Consider the following 19025-nt stretch of genomic DNA (forward strand, 5'->3'; position numbering starts at 1 on the left):
TCGGCGCGATCCAGCGGGTCATCGCTTCGGCGATGTGCAGCAGCACGGTCTGCGCCGAACGCCGTGCCGGGCTTGCTTCCGGCAAGGTGTAGAGGCGGTCCTTCAGCACGTCGAGATAGAGGCTGCCGAGGTCCACCGCGCAGTAGTTGTGCAGCAGCTGGTAGACCTGATGAAACTGCTTGGCCGCATAGGCGGCCTTGATCTCGTCCTGGGTGCGCGCCAGTTCGGACAGCGCCCAGCGATCGATCGACAGCATCTGATCCGGCGCGACCAGGTGCTGCGCCGGATCGAAGCCGTGCAGGTTCGACAAGAGGTAGCGCACCGTATTGCGGATGCGGCGGTAGGCGTCGGCGATGCGCTTCAGCAGGTTGTCGCTGATCGCGATCTCGCCCGAGTAGTCGCTGGCCGAAACCCAGAGGCGCAGCACGTCGGCTCCGAGCGTCTTGGTCACCGTCTGCGGTGCCACGACATTGCCCAGCGACTTCGACATCTTGTTGCCCTTCTCGTCGACCGTGAAGCCATGCGTCAGCACGGCCTTGTAGGGCGCGCGCGAACGCATCGCCACCGAGGTGAGCAGGGACGACTGGAACCAGCCGCGATGCTGATCGGAGCCTTCGAGGTACATGTCGGCTTGCGGCGCCAGGCCGTCGGCATCGAGCTTGTCCGGATGCACGGAGACGAACGAGCACTGATGCACCGAGCCGGAATCGAACCAGACGTCGAGCGTGTCCGGGCACTTCTCGTAGTGCTCGGCGTCGACGCTGATCCAGTCGCCGACCGAGGAGCCGAACCAGGCTTCGAGGCCATTCGCTTCGACGGCATCGGCGACGCGCTTGAGCAGTGCCGCGGAATCCGGGTGAAGAGTCTGATTGCGCTTGTCGACCAGGATCGCCATCGGCACGCCCCAGGTGCGCTGGCGCGAGATGCACCAGTCCGGACGCTCGCCGACCATGCCGCGGATGCGGTCCTCGCCCCAGCCGGGAATCCACTCGGTCTTGCCGATCGCCGCCAGCGCCTGCTGGCGCAGACCATTGCCATCCATCGACATGAACCACTGCGGCGTGGCGCGAAAGATCAGCGGTGTCTTGTGGCGCCAGCAATGCGGATAGCTGTGATCGAACTTGGTCACGTGGATCAAGGCACCGGCTTCGCGCAGTGCATTGATGACCGGCTCGTCGACCTTGCGCACGTACAGACCGCCGACGACCGGCGTGCCGGCGACATAGACGCCGGTACCCATCAGCGGGCTTTCGACCGGGATGTTGTTCGCCACGCCGATGTTGTAATCGTCGACGCCGTGGGCCGGTGCGGTGTGAACGAGACCGGTACCGGCATCGAGCGTGACGTGGTCGCCGCAGAGGATCGGCTTGGCAGCAGCTTCGGCATCGAAGGGATGCGTGTAGCTCTGGCGCTCGAGTGCCGCGCCCTTCAAGCGACCAAGCACGCTCGGCGACGCCACGCCGTAGCGCTTGGCACAGACTTCGAGCAGGCCCTCGGCGACGATCACGCGGCCGTATTCACCCATCTCGACCAGCACGTAGTCGAGTTCGGGATTGACCGAAGTAGCCTTGTTCGCTGGAATCGTCCACGGCGTGGTCGTCCAGATCAGGAACTTGATCGGCGCGTCGCCGCTAGCGCCGAACAGCGTAGCCAGCGCCTTCGAGTCGGTCGAGGTGAAGCCGACATCGATCGCGAAGCTGGTCTTGTCCTGGTACTCGACTTCCGCTTCGGCCAGCGACGAGCCGCAATCCAGGCACCAGTGCACCGGCTTGAAACCGCGCGTCACGTGACCGTTGGCGACGATGCGCGACAGCACGCGCAGCTGTTCGGCCTCGAACTTCGGCTGCATCGTCAGATAGGGTTTTTCCCAGTCGGCGAGCACGCCGAGGCGCTTGAAATCGACTCTCTGACGGGCGATCTGCTCGTTGGCGTACTTGCGGCACTCGGCGCGGAATTCAGCCGCGTTGAGCTTGTCGCCGACCTTGCCGAACTTCTTTTCCACCTGCAGCTCGATCGGCAGGCCGTGGCAGTCCCAGCCCGGCGTGAACGGCGCGTGGAAACCGTCGAGGCGTGCGGCCTTGACGATCATGTCCTTGAGCACCTTGTTGACCGCGTGACCGATGTGGATGTCGCCATTCGCGTACGGCGGGCCATCGACGAACCAGTAGTCCGGCCGGCTGGCGGTGGCGGCATCGATCTGCGTGTACAGGCCTTCGGCTTCCCACTGCTCGAGCATCTTCGGCTCGCGCACGGCAAGACCGGCCTGCATCGGGAACTCGGTCTGCGGCAGGTTCAGCGTCTGCTTGTAGTCGATGGCCGGCGCTGCGGCCGGGTCTTGCACGGAATCGTTCACGAGGGAATCAGGTCTAGAGAAAAATGAGCGCGCGCCGCCAGGCCATCGGCCTGCATCTGGGCGGCAAGCGTGTCGAGATCATCGAACTTCAGCTGCGGGCGCAGAAACTTGTGGAATTCGACGACCACTTCCTGGCCGTACAAGTCCGGCTGGAGGTCGAAGACATGGGTTTCGAGCAGGCAGGCGGTCAGGCCCAGGGTCGGCCGCACGCCGAGGCTGGCCACTCCCGGCAAGCCTCCCGGCAGACCTTCCGGAGCGCCCGGCCAGGCAAGCCGAACGGCATAGACGCCATGCGCCAGCGCCGGCGGCCGGCGCAGATGGACGTTGGCGGTCGGCATGCCGAGTTGCCGGCCGAGCTTCAAGCCATGACGCACGCGGCCGACGATGCGATAGCGGCGATCGAGCAGGCGCTCGACCTTGTCGAGATCGGGCTGGGCGAGTGCTGCGCGCAGCACCGTGGAACTGCAGCGCTCGCCTTCCATCTCGACGGTGTCGAGACCTTCGGCGCTGAAGCCTTCCACGGCGCCGATGGCTTTGAGCAGCGCCAGATCACCGACCCGCTTGCTCCCGTAACGGAAGTCATCGCCAACGATCACCGCGCGCGCGCCGAGGCCGTCGACCAGCACCTGCTGCACGAAGGCTTGCGCGGACATCGCCGCCAGTCGTGCGCCGAACGGCAGCACCACGACCCGCTCGACGCCGAACATCGCGAGATCACGCAGCTTGCCGCGCAGATCGGCGATGCGCGGTGGTGCCGCCGCGCCCTGGAAGAATTCGCGCGGCATCGGCTCGAAGCAGACCACCGTGACGGGCACCCGATGCTGGACAGCCAGCGTCCGCAGCCGGGCGATCAACGCCTGGTGGCCGCGATGCAGACCGTCGAAATTGCCGATCGACACCACGCTGCCGCGATGTCGCGGCGCGAAGTTGTGCAATCCGCGGATCAGCTCCATGGCCGTTTTAGTGCTCGGGAAAGGCTGATTATAAAGGTCGCATCAGCGGCGGGCGGCACGGAAATGGCTCGCCCTCAGGCCACTGGCCGCAAGCACGCCGAAGTACACCGCAATCGCCGCAGCAACCAGCAGCAGCATCCGCCCGCCACGCGCCCATTCGCCGGCCGCGAGCCAGCTCGACAGATCGCCTGCCAACCACAGCACCGCCGCGCCCATCAGCAGGTTGGCGATGATCAGGCGCAGCCAGAACAGGCCCCAGCCGCTGTCCGGCCGGTAGATGCCATCGCGGCGCAGACGCCAGAACAGCAGCCCGCCGTTGATGCAGGCGGTCAGCGAGGTCGAGGCGGCGAGTCCGACATGAGCCGCTTCGAAGGCGTAGAACTTCGAGGCCGCGAACAGGCCGAGGCTGAGCGCCATGCCGATCACCAGGCTGATGATCGCGTAGCGCACCGGTATCCGCGTTTCCTGCCGCGCATAGAAGCCGGGCACCAGCACTTTGACGAACGAGAAGCCCATGAAGCCGGCGCCGTAGGCCCAGAGCGCGTAGGTGGTCATGCGCACGTCCTCGGCACTGAACGCGCCGTGGCCGTAGACCGTCGACACCAGCGGGCCGGCGAGCAGGATCATGCCGAACGCGGCCGGCAGGCCGATCAGCAGGATCACGCGGAGGCTCCAGTCCAGGGTCGCCGAGAAGGCTTCGGGGGTTTTCTTCGCATGCTGGGCCGACAGCGCCGGCAGGATCGCGGTGCCGACGGCGATCGAAAAGATGCCGAGCGGAAACTCCATCAGCCGGTTCGCGTAGTACAGCCAGCTGACCGAGCCGTTGCCGATATGGGTCGACAGATTGGTGTTCAGCAGCAGGGAGATCTGCGCCACCGAGGAGCCGATCATCACCGGGATCATCAAGCCGAGGATGCGCTTCACACGCAGATCGCCCCAGGCCCAGCGCGGCTTCGGCAGCAGGCGCAGCTTCGCCATCAGCGGCAGCTGGAACAGGAACTGGAGGATGCCAGCCACGAACACTGCGTAGGCCAGCACCTGCACCGAGTTGGCATCGATGAACGCGGTGGCGATCAGGCACAGGTTGAGGATCACCGGGGTGAACGCCGGCACTGCGAACTTGCCGTAGGCATTGAGCACGCCGCCGGCCATCGAGGTCAGCGAGATGAACATCAGGTACGGGAAGGTCCAGCGCAGCAACTCGGTGCCCAGCGCGGCCTGCGCCGGATCCCTGGTGAAGCCCGAGGCGAACAGCCAGACCAGCACCGGCGCACCGAGGCAGCCGATCACCGTGACGATGCTCAGCACGCCGCCGAGCGTGCCCATGACCACAGCGACCATGTCGCGCGCTTCGTCGTGGCTGCCGGTGGTCTTGACCTCGGTGAACACCGGCACGAAGGCCTGGCTGAACGCGCCTTCGGCGAACATGCGGCGGCCGAAGTTCGGGATCATCAGCGCGACCAGAAAGGCGTCCATCGCCGCGCCGGCACCGAAAGCGGTGGCCAGCATGATTTCGCGAACGAAGCCGAGCAGGCGCGACAGCAAGGTCAGCAGGCTGACGACGCCGCTGGATTTGAGCAGGCTTCTGGACATTCGGGAGGCGTTGGCGGGACTGGCGGGGCGTTCAGACGTCAGGCTGCGCCCGGAACGGGTGCGTTGACAGGGAGCGGGTCCGCGAAGATACTAGCGCGCTTCGATTTTGTCAGTCGCCGTTCCAGGTGCCGACAGGTCGCAATTCCCGTCACACCGAACCGCTTCAGGAGCTTTACCTTGGCCAACACCCCGCAGGCGCGCAAGCGCGCACGCCAGTCCGAACAGAACCGCGAGCGCAATGCCAGCCAGCGCTCGATGATCCGCAGCACCATCAAGAAGGTCGTCGTCGCCATCGAAGCGAAGACCAAGAGCGAAGCGGAAACCGCTTACTCGGCGATGGTGCCGGTGCTCGATCGCTACGCGAACCGTGGTCTGATCCACAAGAACAAGGCTGCTCGCCACAAGAGCCGTCTGCTGGCGCACATTCAGGCGCTCGCCTAAATCGCATTGGCAGCACGAAAAACGCGACCTTCGGGTCGCGTTTTTCGTTTCAGCGTAGGGCGGGCCGTGCCCGCCATGCCTTACACCGAATGAGGCGAGCAGCCAGGCGGCCACGGGCTGCCCTACTCCTCAATCGTCTCGACGCGGTGCCATCGGCTGCGGCAGCGGTGCACCACCGCCAATCGATTTCGCGGGCGGATGGCCATCGTCTTCCGGGGCGCCGAACCAACGCGTCGCCCGCTCTCCGATGCGCTGCAGGTAGGTGAACAGCACCGGCACCACGACCAGGGTCAGCAGGCTCGAGGTGATCACACCGCCGATCACCGCGCGTCCCATCGCCGCATTGGTTTCGCCGCCAGCGCCAGCGCCGATCGCCATCGGCAGCATGCCGAAGATCATTGCCAAGGTGGTCATGATGATCGGCCGCAGGCGCACCTGGCCAGCCTGGAGCAGCGCATCGCGCAGGCTCCTGCCCTCGCGCAGCCCCTGGTTCGCGAAATCGACGAGCAGGATCGCGTTCTTGGTCACCAGACCCATCAGCATGATGAAGCCGATGATCGAGAACATGTTCAAGGTCGTGCCGGTGACCAGCAGCGCGATGAACACGCCGGCCAGCGACAACGGCAGCGACACCATGATCGCGATCGGCTGCAGGAAGCTGCCGAACTGCGAAGCGAGGATCAGGTAGATGAAGATCACCGCCAGCCCGAGGGCCGCCATCGCCGCCTTGCCGGACTCGTCCTGGTCGGCCTGCTGGCCACCGATATCCCAGCGATAACCCGGCGGCAGCGGCCAGTTATTGATGATCTTCTTGACGTCCTCGCCGACATCGCCCGCCGGACGGCCTTCGGCGTTCGCATAGATCGACACCCGACGTTGAAGGTTCTGGCGCTTGATCTGCTGCGGGCTGGTGGTCGGCACCAGATCGGCGACCTGGCGCAGCGGCACCAGCATCGGCGTGCCATCGGCATTGAGTCGGGTGCTGGTCAGCGCCAGATTGCCGAGATCGCTGGCGATCTCGCGGCTGGCACGCGGCAGGCGAACGATGACTTCATAGTTCTGGCCATCCGGCGCCAGCCAGTAGCTGATCTGATCGCCGGCGACCAGCGGTCGGAGCGCAGCGCCGATGCGGGCATTGCTCAAGCCCAGGTCGCCGGCCAGCTCCTGATTGATGCGCACCGCGATGCCTGGGCTTTCACCCTTCTCGCTGCTTTCGAGATCGGAAATGCCTTTGACCTTGGCCATCTCTGCGATCACGCCCTTGGTGATCTCGGTCAGCTTGGTCGCATCGGGACCGAGCAGCGAGATGAAGATGGAGCCGCCGAAGCCCACCGTGAGATCGATCCCAGCAACGCCCTTGATCCGCTCACGTACCGCTTTCTCGACATCCTTCTGCGGCCGGCGATGGGTTTTCTGGCGGTCGGTCAGGCGCAGATTCAGACGCGCGTAATTCTTGCCTTCCTCGGTACCGACCTCGGTGGCGATGGTTTCGATTTCCGGAAACTCATGCAGGATCGCTTCGACCTGATGCGCCTTGGCATCGGTGTATTCCAGGCTGGAACCGAGCGGCGTGTTGATGCGCAGGGACGTGAAGCCGTCGTCGCCGCGCGGGAAGAATTCGCTGCCGATGAAGGGCAGCAAGGTGAAGCTGCCGAAGAACGTGAACGCAGCGATCCACAGCACGATGCCGCGGTTCGACACGGTGCCGATCTGCCGCCAGTCCAGATTGCGCGCGGCGTGGGCCAGGCCAAAGATCGGCAGCCAGACCCGGCGGCGCTCGGTGCGCAGCGCCCAGGCCAGCACCCGGCCGTAGACGCGATGCAGGAAGTCGACGCCATGCTCGACCTTCTCCATCAGCCGACCGAGCCAGGGCAGGTACTTGAAGCGGTTCTGCGGCGGATCGCGCCAGACTGCCGAGAGCATCGGATCGAGCGTGAAGCTGACGAACAGCGAGACCAGCACGGCCACCGCGACGGTGATGCCGAACTGGAAGAAGAAGCGGCCGATGATGCCGCTCATGAACGCCACCGGCACGAACACGGCAAGGATCGCGAAGGTCGTCGCCATCACCGCCAGGCCGATTTCCTGGGTGCCGTCGAGCGCGGCGCGGACGTGGCTCTTGCCCATCGCCAGATGGCGGACGATGTTCTCGCGAACCACGATCGCGTCATCGATCAGCAGACCGATGCACAGGCTCAGCGCCATCAGGGTCAGGAAATTCAAGGTGAAGCCGAAAGCGTGCAGCGCGATGAAGGTGGCGATCACCGAGATCGGAAGCGTGAGGCCGGTGATGATCGTCGAGCGCCAGGAATGCAGAAACAGGAAGACGATCAGCACGGTCAGCAGGCCGCCTTCGATGATCGTTTCCTTGACCTGTTCGACCGAGGCGGTGATGTCGTCGGCGGTCGCATAGATCTTGACGATCCGCACATCGGCCGGTAGTTCAGCCTTCAGGCGCTCGATCGCCTTGGCCACGCCTTCGGCGGCGCTGACGATGTTCGCGCCCTGCACCTTGAAGATGTCGATGCCGACCGAACGCTTGCCATCGACTCTGGAAATCGAGGTTTCTTCGGCTTCGCCGTCGACGATCTCGGCCACCTGATCGAGATGCACCGAAGTGCCGTTCTGGGTGGCGACGACGATGCGCGCAAACGCGGCCGGCTCCTTGATCTTGCCTTCGATGCGCACCAGCTGTTCGCTCGAACCGCGGCTGATCGCGCCGGCCGGCAGGTCCTGATTCGCGGCCTGGATCGCGGCGATCACCTGATCGACGCCGACTCGCCAGGCTTCCAGCGCATCCGGCTTCAGGAAGATCTGGATCTGCCGTTCGGACTGGCCGTTGACCTGGATGCTGCCGACACCGAGCACGTTCTGCAGCCGCTTGACCACCACCTGATCGACCAGGGTCGATACCTCGCGCAGGGTGCGGGTATCGGAAAACAGCGCCAGATTGATGATCGGCTGCTGGTTCTCGTCGTTGTTGGTGCGGGTGATCAGCGGCGGCTTGGCATCGCGCGGGAAGGTCGGCTGGATCTGGGCGACCTTGTCGCGGGTTTCCTGAGTCGCGCGGCTGGCGTCCACGGACAGATCGAACTCGATCTGCATGAAACCCAGGCCTTCACGCGCTGTGCCCCAGATGCGCTTGACGCCTTCGACCGAGTTGACCACTTCCTCGAGTGGTTTCAGCAGATCGTTCTCGACCGCTTCCGGCGATGCCCCCGGATACTGGATCGAGATGCTCAGCACTGGCACCGAGACATCGGGCAGTTTCTCGACCGGCAGGCGCTGGTACGAGAACACGCCGAGCACCAGCAGCGCGACCATCACCATGGTCGCGAATACCGGCTGATTGACGCTGGTCTTGGTGATCCACATGGCGCTTACTTCGCGGCGGCGGAAGTTGCGAGCTTGACGGTCGAGCCGTCGTGCAGTGCATCGATCTTCGCCGCCAGCACCTGGGTGCCGATGCTGACGCCGTCGCGCACTTCGACGAACGAAGCGTCGTCGGTCTTCAGGCCCAGGGTCACGGTGTGGCGCACCAGCTTGTCCTGCTCGACGGCCAGCACATAGGTGACGCCGCTGTCGCTGCGGATCGCCGACGTCGGCACCGTCGGCGACGGCGCGCTCTGATCGAGCACCAGCTGACCCTGCGCGAACATGCCGCCGCGCAAGGCACCATCGGCGTTATCCACGGACAGATACAGCTTGATCGAACGAGTGCCGGCATCGGTGGATGGATTGATGCGCTCGACCTTTGCGGTGAACACGCGCTCGCCGTAGCCGCCTACCTTGAAGCTGCCGGTCTGGCCGATCTTGACCGACGGAATCTCCGACGCCGGTGCCGGCGCCTCCAGTTCCAGCTGGCTCAGATCAACGATTGCCAGCAGCGGCGAATCCGGGGACACCTTTTCGCCCGGCTGCACCATGCGCTGCGAAACGATGCCGGCAATCGGTGCCCGGACCACGGCGTCATCGAGGCCGATCTGCGCCAGCCGCGCCTGCGCTTCGGCAACCTTGACGCTGGCGGCAGCGGCGTCATACGCGCTCGCCGCCGAGTCATAGGCGTTCTTGGAAATGAACTTCTGCTCCAGCATCTTGACGTTGGTGTCGCGATTGATCGTGGCCAGCGCAAGATCGGCGCGCGCCTTGTCCAGCGAGGCGCGCTGGGAGTCGAACTGGGCGCCGAGATTGCGAATGTCGATGCGCGCCAGCACTTCGCCCTTCTTCACCACCTGCCCTTCGCGAACCAGCATTTCCAGCACATCGCCGGAGACACGGGATTTCACCGTCGCCTGCACCAGGGGTGTCAGCGAGCCGGACAGCGGCAGAGAACGCGACAGCGCGCGCTGCTCGACCGTCGCGATATCAGCAGCCGCCAGTTCGAACGGGCCCGAGTAGGCCTTGGCTTTGTCGTCAGCCGGCTTCGCGGCGGTGCCGCTGCGCGTGGCCAGAAAGACCGCCGCGAGTGCTGCGACGATCAGCAGGATCACCAGCACGAGTTTGAATTTCCCGCTGACGCTGTCGGCGTGGCGGTTGCGGGTCATGACGCTCATGCAAGGATTCCCTGTGTAGCCCCATGGAATGCACAGCCGTTTTCAGGCGCGCAGCCAATCGGACGCGATGGTGGGTAGCTGCACTTAAGATGCAGCAACAATGCGCCTTGGATGCGTCAACCGCTGCCTGGGTTTGATCCAGCGTATCGCAGACGCCGATGAAGCTGGTTTCCCGACGATCTCAGGCGGTCAGCACCAGATTGTCACGATGGATCAGCTCAGGCTCGCCGGGATAACCAAGGCGGCTTTCGATCTCGGCACTCGGCGCACCGATGATGCGGGTCGCTTCGCTGGCGCCGTAGTTGCTCAGGCCGCGGGCGATCTCGCGGCCGTCGAGACCGAGGCAGAGCACCAGATCGCCGCGATCGAACTCGCCGCTGATGTGGCGCACGCCGACCGGCAGCAGGCTGCGGCCCTGCTCGCGCAGCACTTTCACGGCACCGTCGTCCAGGGTCAGGCGGCCGCGAACCTGCAGCTGTCCGGCGATCCAGCGCTTGCGCGAGGCCATCACCGACTGTGCCGGCTTCAGCAAGGTGCCGATCGGCACGCCGCTGGCGATCTTCAGCAGCGCATCCGGCTCGCGGCCGTAGGCGATCACCGTCGAAGCGCCCGAGCGCGCCGCCCAGTGCGCCGCGGTGAGCTTGGTGCGCATGCCGCCGCGGCCGAGTTCGCCCTTGCTGTCGCCGGCCATGCCACCGAGATTCGGGTCTGACAGATCGGCTTCGGACAGCAGCTTGGCGTCCGGATTGCTGCGCGGATCGGAGTCGTACAGGCCTTGCTGGTCGGTCAGGATCACCAGCAGATCGGCTTCGATCAGGTTGACGGTCAAGGCCCCCAGCGTGTCGTTGTCGCCAAGGCGGATTTCGTCGGTGGCAACCGTGTCGTTCTCGTTGACCACCGGCACCACGCCCAATTCCAGCAAGGTGTTCAAGGTGCCGCGCGCGTTCAGATAACGGCCGCGATCGGAGACATCCTCGTGGGTCAGCAGGATCTGTGCGGCGCGGATGCCGTGCTTCTCGAACTCGGTTTCATAGGCGCGGACCAGACCCATCTGGCCGACTGCGGCCGTGGCCTGCAGCGCGTGCAAGGTGGTCGGCCGCTTCGGCAGACCGAGCCGCGCCATGCCTTCGGCGACCGCACCGGACGACACCAGCACGATCTGCCGGCCCTGGGCGCGAAGCACGGCGATCTGCGCGCACCAGTCGGCGATCGCTTCCCGGTCCAGCCCGCGGCCACGCGCGGTGACCATCGCGCTGCCGACCTTGATGACCCAACGACGGCTGGTGTTCAGCGCCTCACGGCTCTTGTTCTGCGTCATTGTTCAGCCTTCAGCGTTGCCGTCTTCAACGTCGGTTTCAATGTCGGGTTCTGCAGCGGCAGGCGGCGCATCTTCCAGCAAGGTGTAATCGGGCACGGTGCGGACCGGGGCATGGGCTTCCACCCACTCCATCGCGTCATTGCACAGCGGGTCCAGATTGCGGCGCGCGGCGGCCGAGATGCGGTAGTGACGGCCGGTCCAGCCAAGGCGTTCGAGTGCGTCGTCGATCAGCGCGTCGGACTCCTCGTCGGTCATCAAGTCGATCTTGTTGAACAGCAGCCACTGCTCGCGGCCGGCCAGCTCTTCGCTGAACTCGTTCAACTCGTTGTTGATCGTTTCGATGTGCTCGACGATGTCACCTTCATCCGGCGGCAGGATGTCGACCAGATGCAGCAGCAGGCGGGTGCGCTGCAGATGCTTCAGGAAGCGGATGCCGAGGCCCGCGCCTTCGGCAGCGCCTTCGATGATGCCGGGGATGTCGACCATCACGAAGCTGCGATTCATGCCGACCGATACCACGCCGGGCTGTGGATACAGGGTCGTGAACGGATAGTCGGCGATCTTCGGACGGGCGGCGGAAACCGCGCCCAGCAGGGTCGACTTCCCGGCATTCGGCATGCCGAGCAGGCCGACGTCGGCGAGCACGCTCAGTTCCAGACGCAGTTCGCGGCGCTCGCCCGGCGAGCCAGGGCTGGCGCGGCGCGGTGCGCGATTGGTCGACGATTTGAAGCGAGTGTTGCCGAGGCCGTGGAAGCCGCCTGCGGCAACCTTGATCCGCTGGCCCTTGACGGTCAGCTCGCCGATCAGTTCTTCGGTATCGACATCGAACACCTGGGTGCCTAGCGGCATCGGAATTTCGATGTCCGGACCGCCCGCGCCCTTGCAGTCCGAACCGGTGCCGTTCTCGCCGCGCTTGGCCTTGAACGTGCGGTTGAAGCGGAAATCGGCCAGCGAATTCAGGTTCGGCTCGGAGATCACCCAGACCGTGCCGCCGTCGCCGCCGTCGCCGCCATCCGGGCCACCGAACGGGATCGCCCGCTCGCGCCGGAAGCTGACGCAACCATTGCCGCCATCGCCGGCCTCGACGCGGATGGTGGCTTCGTCAACGAATTTCATGTCTGCAGGTATCTATGTTCAGCTTGGGGGATTCAGCTTGGCGCGGTACGGCTTCGGGTGCTGCAAATGACAAGGCCCCGTCGTGCGGGGCCTTGTCGCAACACCGGTGCGGATCAGGCCGCGACGATGTCGACGAACTTGCGGCTGTTCGGACCACGAACCACGAACTTCACGTGGCCATCGGCCTTCGCGAACAAGGTGTGGTCGGTGCCGATGCCGCAGTTCAGGCCCGGATGAACCTGGGTGCCGCGCTGACGGATGATGATGTTGCCGGCGATCACCGCTTCGCCGCCGAAGCGCTTGACGCCGAGGCGCTTGGACTGCGAATCGCGACCGTTACGGGTTGATCCGCCTGCTTTTTTGTGTGCCATTTCTGTACTCCTTCTTCAAGAACACCGCGATTAAGCGGTGATCTCCGTGATCGTGATCGCCGTGTAATTCTGCCGGTGGCCCATTTCCTTGTGGTAATGCTTGCGTCGGCGGTGCTTGATGATGCGGATCTTGTCGCCGCGGCCGTGGGCCGTGACTTCCGCCTTGACGACGGCGCCCGCAACCATCGGCGCACCGATGGTGATGGCTTCGCCATCGGCAACCATCAGCACTTCGCTGAAGCTGATTGTGTCGCCGACATTGGCGACGATCGTTTCCACCTTGAGGGACTCGCCCGGGGTGACCCGGTACTGCTTGCCACCAGTCTTGATGACTGCGTACATGCTTGATACTCCAAAGAAAATTACGACTGTCTATTTGCTTTTGTAAGGCTCGAACGCAACGACACGCCAACGCGAGCAGCCCCGTGAACCCGGCATTCTAGTTTTGCCGCCCCGAGAGGTCAAACACGCAAGAAAAACTGCGGCAGCCTGAACTCGGATCAGCCCTTCTCCAATCAGTCGATGGCAGCCGGAATGGGCCGGTATTGACGCTATGCTGAGGCTCACGGTCATCACGGCAGCAAGCCGCAGGAGCCGCCCCTTCGCTGCCGAATGAACCCCCCAACCGTGACTGGTACTTCAACTCTCGTTCTCGGTTTTCTGCTCGGCCTGCGCCACGCCACCGAGCCCGATCATCTGGTCGCTGTCGCCACCTTGGCGACCCGCCACGGCACCTTGCCGGAAGCGCTGCGCCAGGGCCTGGCCTGGGGCCTTGGCCACACGCTGACCCTGCTGCTGATCGGCAGCATCGTGCTGGTGCTCGAACAGGCGCTGCCGCCGCATTTCGAGCAGGTGCTGGAACTGGGGGTCTGCCTGATGCTGGTCGTGCTCGGCGCCGACGTGCTGCGCCGCACGTTCATCGAGCGCCCGCATTTCCACGCGCATCGCCACGCATCGGGCGAACCGGCTCATCTGCACGAGCATAGTCATCGCCAGCCGCTCAGCGGTGATGGCAGCGCGTCCTTTGCGGCGATGCAGTTCAGGCCGCTCGCGGCCCGGCCGCATGAAGCCTTGCCGCACGTGCACCGCCATCCGCCGCTGCTGCCGCTGCGGGCACTGCTGGTCGGGATGATGCACGGCATGGCCGGCTCTGCAGCGCTGATCGCGCTCAGCATCGGTGCGGCGGAATCGCTGGCCGCTGGCCTGCTCTATATCCTGCTGTTCGGGATAGGCGCGATGGCCGGCATGGCCGTGCTGTCGACCCTGATCGCCGTGCCCTTGCGGCTGTCGGCAGGTTCGATGCTGCGTCTGCATCGGCTGCTGACGATCGCGATCGGCCTGCTCAGCATCGGCCTCGGCGTGCTGATGGCGATCGTGATCGGCCGCCAGCTTTTCTTCTGAATCCGGCGACCGGATTCGCGCTTACCAGCGCAGCAGCACCGTGCCCCAGGTCATGCCGCCGCCAACGCCCTGCAGCATGACCAGATCGGCGGGCTTGATGCGGCCGTCCTTGACCGCCGCGTCCAGCGCCAGCGGCACCGAGGCCGCCGAGGTATTGCCCTGCTGGGCGACGGTGATGACCACCTTGTGCTTCGGCACGCCCACCTTGTCGGCCAGCGTGTTGATGATGCGGATATTGGCCTGGTGCGGCACGTACCAGTCGAGCGCCGAGGCCTTGAGATTGTTCTTTTCCAGCGCTTCCTGCGCACACTCGGTCAGCGATTTCACGGCGACGCGATAAACCGCCTGGCCGTCCATCTCCAGATACGGCGAGCCACGCAGCTGGCCGCCGCTGATGCCGCCGGGCACTTTCAGGATGTGGCTGAAGCTGCCATCGGCATGCAGATGCGAGGACAGGATGCCCGGCGCATCCGAGGTCTTCAGCACCACCGCACCGGCACCGTCGCCGAACAGCACGCAGGTGCGGCGATCGTTCCAGTCGAGAATCCGCGAAAACACTTCGGCGCCGATCACCAGCGCGCACTTGTGCTGACCGCAGGCCACCAGCTTGTCGGCGATCGCCAGCCCGTAGATGAAGCCGGTACAGACCGCCTGCACATCGAAAGCCGCGCCCTTGGTGACGCCGAGCTTGGCTTGCACCAGGCAGGCCGTCGACGGGAAGACCATGTCCGGCGTCGTCGTCGCGACGATGATCAGATCGATGTCGTCGGCCGTCACGCCGGCAGCGAGCATCGCCGCCTGCGCGGCATGCAGCGCAAGATCGCTGGTCAGCTCATCGTCGGCGGCAACGTGACGCGCCTCGATGCCGGTGCGGCTGACGATCCAGTCGTCACTGGTCTCGATCCGGTCTTCGAGTTCGCGATTGGTGACGATGCGCTTCGGCAGATAGCTGCCGGTGCCGACGATGCGTGAGTAGGTCATGTAAGCAAGTTTACCGTGCGGCCGGGGATCGCTGAGGCATCAAGAAGTCTCATTCGAGCTCGATCAGCAGGTCACGAGTGTTCACCGTCGCGCCCGGTTTGACGTGGATGGCCTTGACCTTGCCGTCGCGCGGCGCGCCGAGCACGGTCTCCATCTTCATCGCCTCCAGCGCCAGCAGCGGCTCGCCCTTGGCAACCACCTGCCCCTTCTGCACCGCGACCCGGACCACCATGCCCGGCATCGGCGCGCCGACGTGGCTGGCATCGCCTTCGTCGGCTTTCGGCGTCTCGAACTGAGCGGTCGCGCCCGCCTTCGGCACGCGTACCAGTCGCGACTGGCCGTTCAGCTCGAAGAACAGCTTGACGATGCCATCGTCCTCGAACTCGGTGCGGCTTTGCAGGCGGATCACCAGCGTCTTGCCGGTATCGATATCGACGCTGATCTCTTCCTGATCCTTCAGGCCATAGAAGAAGGTCGGCGTCGGCAGGGTCGAGACATCGCCGTACAGCTTGCGATGCTCGGCGAAGTCGCGGAACACCTTGGGATACATCAGATAGGACGCGAGATCGGCGTCGCTCATCTCTTCGCCGACCAGCTTCTCGGCTTCGATCTTGGCGGTCACCAGATCAACCGGCGGCATCGAAGCGCCCGGTCGCCCCACCAGCGGCGGCTTGCCCTTGAGGATCTTCGCCTGCAGCGCTTTCGGCCAGCCATCCGGCGGCACGCCAAGTTCGCCCTTGAACAAGGACACCACCGACTCCGGGAAATCGATGTCGCGATCCGGGTTGTTGACGTCGTCCGCGGTCAGGCCGTTGCCGACCATGAACAGCGCCATATCACCCACCACTTTCGAAGTCGGCGTGACCTTGACGATGTCACCGAACAGCTGGTTCACCGTCGCATAGGCACGCGACACTTCCGGCCAGCGCGCTTCCAGACCGAGCGCCCGGCCCTGCTCGCGCAGATTGGTGTACTGGCCGCCCGGCATCTCGTGGCGATAGACGTCGGCGGTGCCGGAACGGATATCGGCCTCGAACGGCGCGTAGTAACGACGCGCGCCTTCCCAGTAATCGGAGAGCGACTGCATGGCGTCGAAATCGACCCGCGGATCGCGGTCGGAACCGGACAGCGCCGCAGCAATCGCACCGAGATTCGGCTGCGAGGTGAGCCCGGACATGGCGTCCATCGCGCCGTCCACCGCATCGCAACCGGCTTCGATCGCAGCCAGCACGCTGGCGGCGGCGATGCCGCTGGTGTCATGGGTGTGGAAGTGGATCGGCAGGCCGATCTCGTTCTTCAGCGCCTTGACCAGTTCGCGCGCCGCGCGCGGCTTGCAGATACCAGCCATGTCCTTGATGCCGAGAATGTGCGCACCAGCCTTCTCGAGCTGCTTCGCCATGTCGACGTAGTACTTGAGGTTGTACTTCGGCCGCGTGCTGTCGAACAGATCGCCGGTGTAGCAGATGGTGCCTTCGCAGACCGCACCGCTGGCGACGACGGCATCCATCGCCACGCGCATGTTGTCGACCGCGTTCAGCGAATCGAAGACGCGGAAGATGTCGATTCCATTCTTCGCCGCCTGCTGCACGAAGTACTGGACGACATTGTCCGGGTAGTTCGTGTAGCCCACTGCGTTGGCCGAACGCAGCAACATCTGGAACGGAATGTTCGGCACGGCGGCGCGCAGCATCGCCAGACGCTGCCAGGGGTCTTCCTTCAGAAAGCGCATTGCCACGTCGAAGGTGGCACCACCCCAGCATTCCAGCGACAGCAGGCCAGGCACCAATCGCGCGTAATACGGCGCGATATCGACCATGTCCCGCGTACGCATGCGGGTGGCGAACAGACTCTGATGCGCGTCGCGCATCGTCGTATCGGTCAGCAGCACATTCGGCTGCGCCTTGATGTAGTCGGCAAAGCCCTTCGGGCCGCGCGCCTTCAGTTCATCACGCAGGCCTTTCGGCACTGGCGTCATCAGATCCACTTTCGGCTTCAGCGGCAGCGCCATGACACCTTCCGGCGCCTTGCGGCCCTTCATCTCCGGGTTGCCGTTGATCGCGACATCACCGATGAAGCGCAGCACCTTGGTGGCGCGATCGCGGCGCGCGGTGAAGCGGAACAGTTCCGGCGTGGTGTCGATGAAACGCGTGGTGCAATCGCCGGATTTGAACAGCGGATGCAGGATGACGTTCTCGAGAAACTGCAGGTTGGTCGAAACACCGCGAATGCGGAATTCGCGCAGCGCACGATCCATGCGCGCAATCGCCTCCAGTGCGGTCGGCGCCCAGGCCGTCACCTTCACCAGCAGCGAGTCGTAATACGGCGTGATCACTGCCCCCGAATACGAAGTACCGCCATCGAGACGCAGACCGAAGCCCGCCGGGCTGCGGTACGCCATGATCCGGCCGTAATCCGGCGTGAAGCCGTTCTCCGGATCTTCGGTGGTGACGCGGCACTGCAGCGCGAAACCATCGAGCTTGACCTTGTCCTGCGCCGGCAAAAGGCCGTCGCCAGCGCCGATCATCGCGCCTTCGGACACTCTGATCTGCGCCTTGACGATGTCGACACCGGTGACCTCTTCGGTGACGGTGTGCTCAACCTGGATGCGCGGATTGACTTCGATGAAGTAGAACTTGTCGGTATCGGCGTCCATCAGGAATTCGACGGTGCCGGCATGCGTGTAACCCACCTGCTTGCACAGGCGCACTGCCGCATCGCAAAGCTCCACTCGTCGTTCTGGCGTCAGGTAGTGCGCAGGCGCGCGTTCGACCACCTTCTGATTGCGGCGCTGCACCGAGCAATCGCGCTCGAACAGATGGATCAGATTGCCGTGCTGATCGCCCAGCACCTGCACTTCGACATGACGGGCGCGACGGATGAGCTTCTCGAAATAGGCTTCGTCATTGCCGAACGCCGCCAGCGATTCGCGGCGCGCCGATTCCACCGCCGACGGCAGCTCGGCTTCGTTCTCGATCGCCCGCATGCCGCGGCCACCACCGCCCCAGCTCGCCTTCAACATCACCGGATAGCCGATCGCGGCGGCGATCTTCTTCACTTCCTCGATGTCACGCGGCAAGGCCTGCGAAGCCGACAGCACCGGCACCTTCGCGGCCTCGGCGGCAGCGCGCGCCGCCACCTTGTCACCGAGGGCGCGCAGCACCTCGGGCTTCGGACCGACGAACAGGATGCCGGCGGCCGCGCAGGCCTCGGCGAACGTCGGGTTCTCGGACAGGAAGCCGTAGCCCGGATGGATGGCGTCGACGCCCGCATTCTTGGCGATCCGGATGATGTCCGGAATATCCAGATAGGCGGCGATCGGCTTCTGCCCCGCGCCCACCACATAGCTTTCGTCTGCCTTGAAACGGTGCAGCGCGAAGCGATCCTCGTGAGCGTAGATCGATACCGTGCGCACACCCATTTCAGCGGCGGCGCGCATCACCCGGATCGCGATTTCGCCACGATTGGCGACCAGCAGCTTGCGGATGGACATAGTCCTTTGGGGTCCCTTTAGATTTCTGTTGTGGATAGTTGGACAGGGTTGTGACGCGACAAAGCACAGCCACATCTGCCATCCGCACTTATTACAGCACAGCACGCGTCGGTGACCCCGACTTAGTGCCTGCCCTCAGATCAGCCCTCGGCGAAATTCATCGGCAAGAGGGCTGCCAAAAAACTGACGAAGCTGCCGAACCGCTGTTCCGAATCTTCAGTCAAAGCGTCTGAAGCCCGCATTCGACGATCATGTTTGCTGCTCAATCCGAGCTGCTTTCCAACCACATTTCATTGCCGTCGGCAATATTTATGTTTGGAGTGAGCTAAGATTCGCGCGGATGCTCGAATTTCGAATACGCACGCACCGTGTTGCGTCCATCCCATGGAGTCAAGCTTGAAAACCAAAACCCGTTCCAAAAAGGCAGGCAAAGTAATGACATCGGAAACCTCCTC

The 19025-nt window shown here is 64.4% G+C and carries 13 protein-coding genes; 2 read left to right on the forward strand and 11 right to left on the reverse strand.

Annotation, left to right across the window (positions count from 1 at the left end; all coding sequences use genetic code 11):
* From ileS to murJ, 3 genes are all read right to left on the reverse strand, one after another.
* The coding region (gene ileS, locus Q0D45_RS10295; protein WP_293392214.1) for an isoleucine--tRNA ligase at positions 1-2353 on the reverse strand (2353 nt) is incomplete at its 3' end.
* Positions 2350-3306, reverse strand: a complete 957-nt coding sequence (locus Q0D45_RS10300; protein WP_293392217.1) for a bifunctional riboflavin kinase/FAD synthetase — start codon at positions 3304-3306, stop codon at positions 2350-2352. The genes Q0D45_RS10300 and ileS, both read right to left, overlap by 4 nt.
* Positions 3307-3348: 42 nt before the next feature.
* The gene (murJ, locus tag Q0D45_RS10305) at positions 3349-4899 is read right to left on the reverse strand and encodes a murein biosynthesis integral membrane protein MurJ (RefSeq protein ID WP_293392220.1); all 1551 of its coding nucleotides are present in this window, start codon (positions 4897-4899) and stop codon (positions 3349-3351) included.
* Positions 4900-5076: 177 nt separating this feature from the next.
* Between murJ and rpsT the strand changes: the two genes are divergently transcribed.
* A complete protein-coding gene (gene rpsT / locus Q0D45_RS10310) occupies positions 5077-5340 on the forward strand; it encodes a 30S ribosomal protein S20 (protein WP_022975093.1) in 264 nt (87 codons plus the stop codon).
* 129 nt (positions 5341-5469) lie between these two features.
* Here the strand turns inward: rpsT and Q0D45_RS10315 are convergent, their stop codons facing one another.
* From Q0D45_RS10315 to rplU, 6 genes are all read right to left on the reverse strand, one after another.
* The gene (locus tag Q0D45_RS10315) at positions 5470-8715 is read right to left on the reverse strand and encodes an efflux RND transporter permease subunit (protein WP_293392223.1); all 3246 of its coding nucleotides are present in this window, start codon (positions 8713-8715) and stop codon (positions 5470-5472) included.
* Positions 8716-8720: 5 nt separating this feature from the next.
* Positions 8721-9893 carry an efflux RND transporter periplasmic adaptor subunit gene (locus tag Q0D45_RS10320; protein WP_293392226.1) on the reverse strand — a complete coding sequence of 391 codons (1173 nt, stop codon included), beginning with the start codon at positions 9891-9893 and terminating at the stop codon, positions 8721-8723.
* A 181-nt stretch (positions 9894-10074) separates the two neighbouring features.
* The gene (gene proB, locus Q0D45_RS10325; protein ID WP_293392228.1) at positions 10075-11211 is read right to left on the reverse strand and encodes a glutamate 5-kinase; all 1137 of its coding nucleotides are present in this window, start codon (positions 11209-11211) and stop codon (positions 10075-10077) included.
* Between the two features lie 3 nt (positions 11212-11214).
* Entirely contained in the window at positions 11215-12327 is a 1113-nt protein-coding gene (gene cgtA / locus Q0D45_RS10330; RefSeq protein ID WP_293392230.1) for an Obg family GTPase CgtA, read from the reverse strand.
* A gap of 113 nt (positions 12328-12440) precedes the next feature.
* Entirely contained in the window at positions 12441-12698 is a 258-nt protein-coding gene (gene rpmA / locus Q0D45_RS10335) for a 50S ribosomal protein L27 (protein WP_293373045.1), read from the reverse strand.
* 30 nt (positions 12699-12728) lie between these two features.
* Complete coding sequence (rplU, locus tag Q0D45_RS10340; protein WP_293392232.1) at positions 12729-13040, reverse strand: 50S ribosomal protein L21; 312 nt, start codon at positions 13038-13040, stop codon at positions 12729-12731.
* Between the two features lie 285 nt (positions 13041-13325).
* Here rplU and Q0D45_RS10345 point away from each other — a divergent pair, with 285 nt between their 5' ends.
* Positions 13326-14099, forward strand: coding sequence for a hypothetical protein (locus Q0D45_RS10345; protein WP_293392235.1), 774 nt, complete (start codon positions 13326-13328; stop codon positions 14097-14099).
* Between the two features lie 21 nt (positions 14100-14120).
* Here the strand turns inward: Q0D45_RS10345 and Q0D45_RS10350 are convergent, their stop codons facing one another.
* Together Q0D45_RS10350 and Q0D45_RS10355 are read right to left on the reverse strand one after the other, a co-directional pair.
* On the reverse strand, positions 14121-15080 hold the full coding sequence (locus Q0D45_RS10350; protein WP_293392237.1) for a beta-ketoacyl-ACP synthase III: 960 nt from the start codon (positions 15078-15080) through the stop codon (positions 14121-14123).
* Between the two features lie 49 nt (positions 15081-15129).
* Positions 15130-18570, reverse strand: a complete 3441-nt coding sequence (locus tag Q0D45_RS10355; RefSeq protein ID WP_293392239.1) for a pyruvate carboxylase — start codon at positions 18568-18570, stop codon at positions 15130-15132.
* Positions 18571-19025 lie beyond the last annotated feature (455 nt).

It is taken from the genome of Nevskia sp. (assembly GCF_023266035.1).
Taxonomy (GTDB): Bacteria; Pseudomonadota; Gammaproteobacteria; order Nevskiales; family Nevskiaceae; genus Nevskia.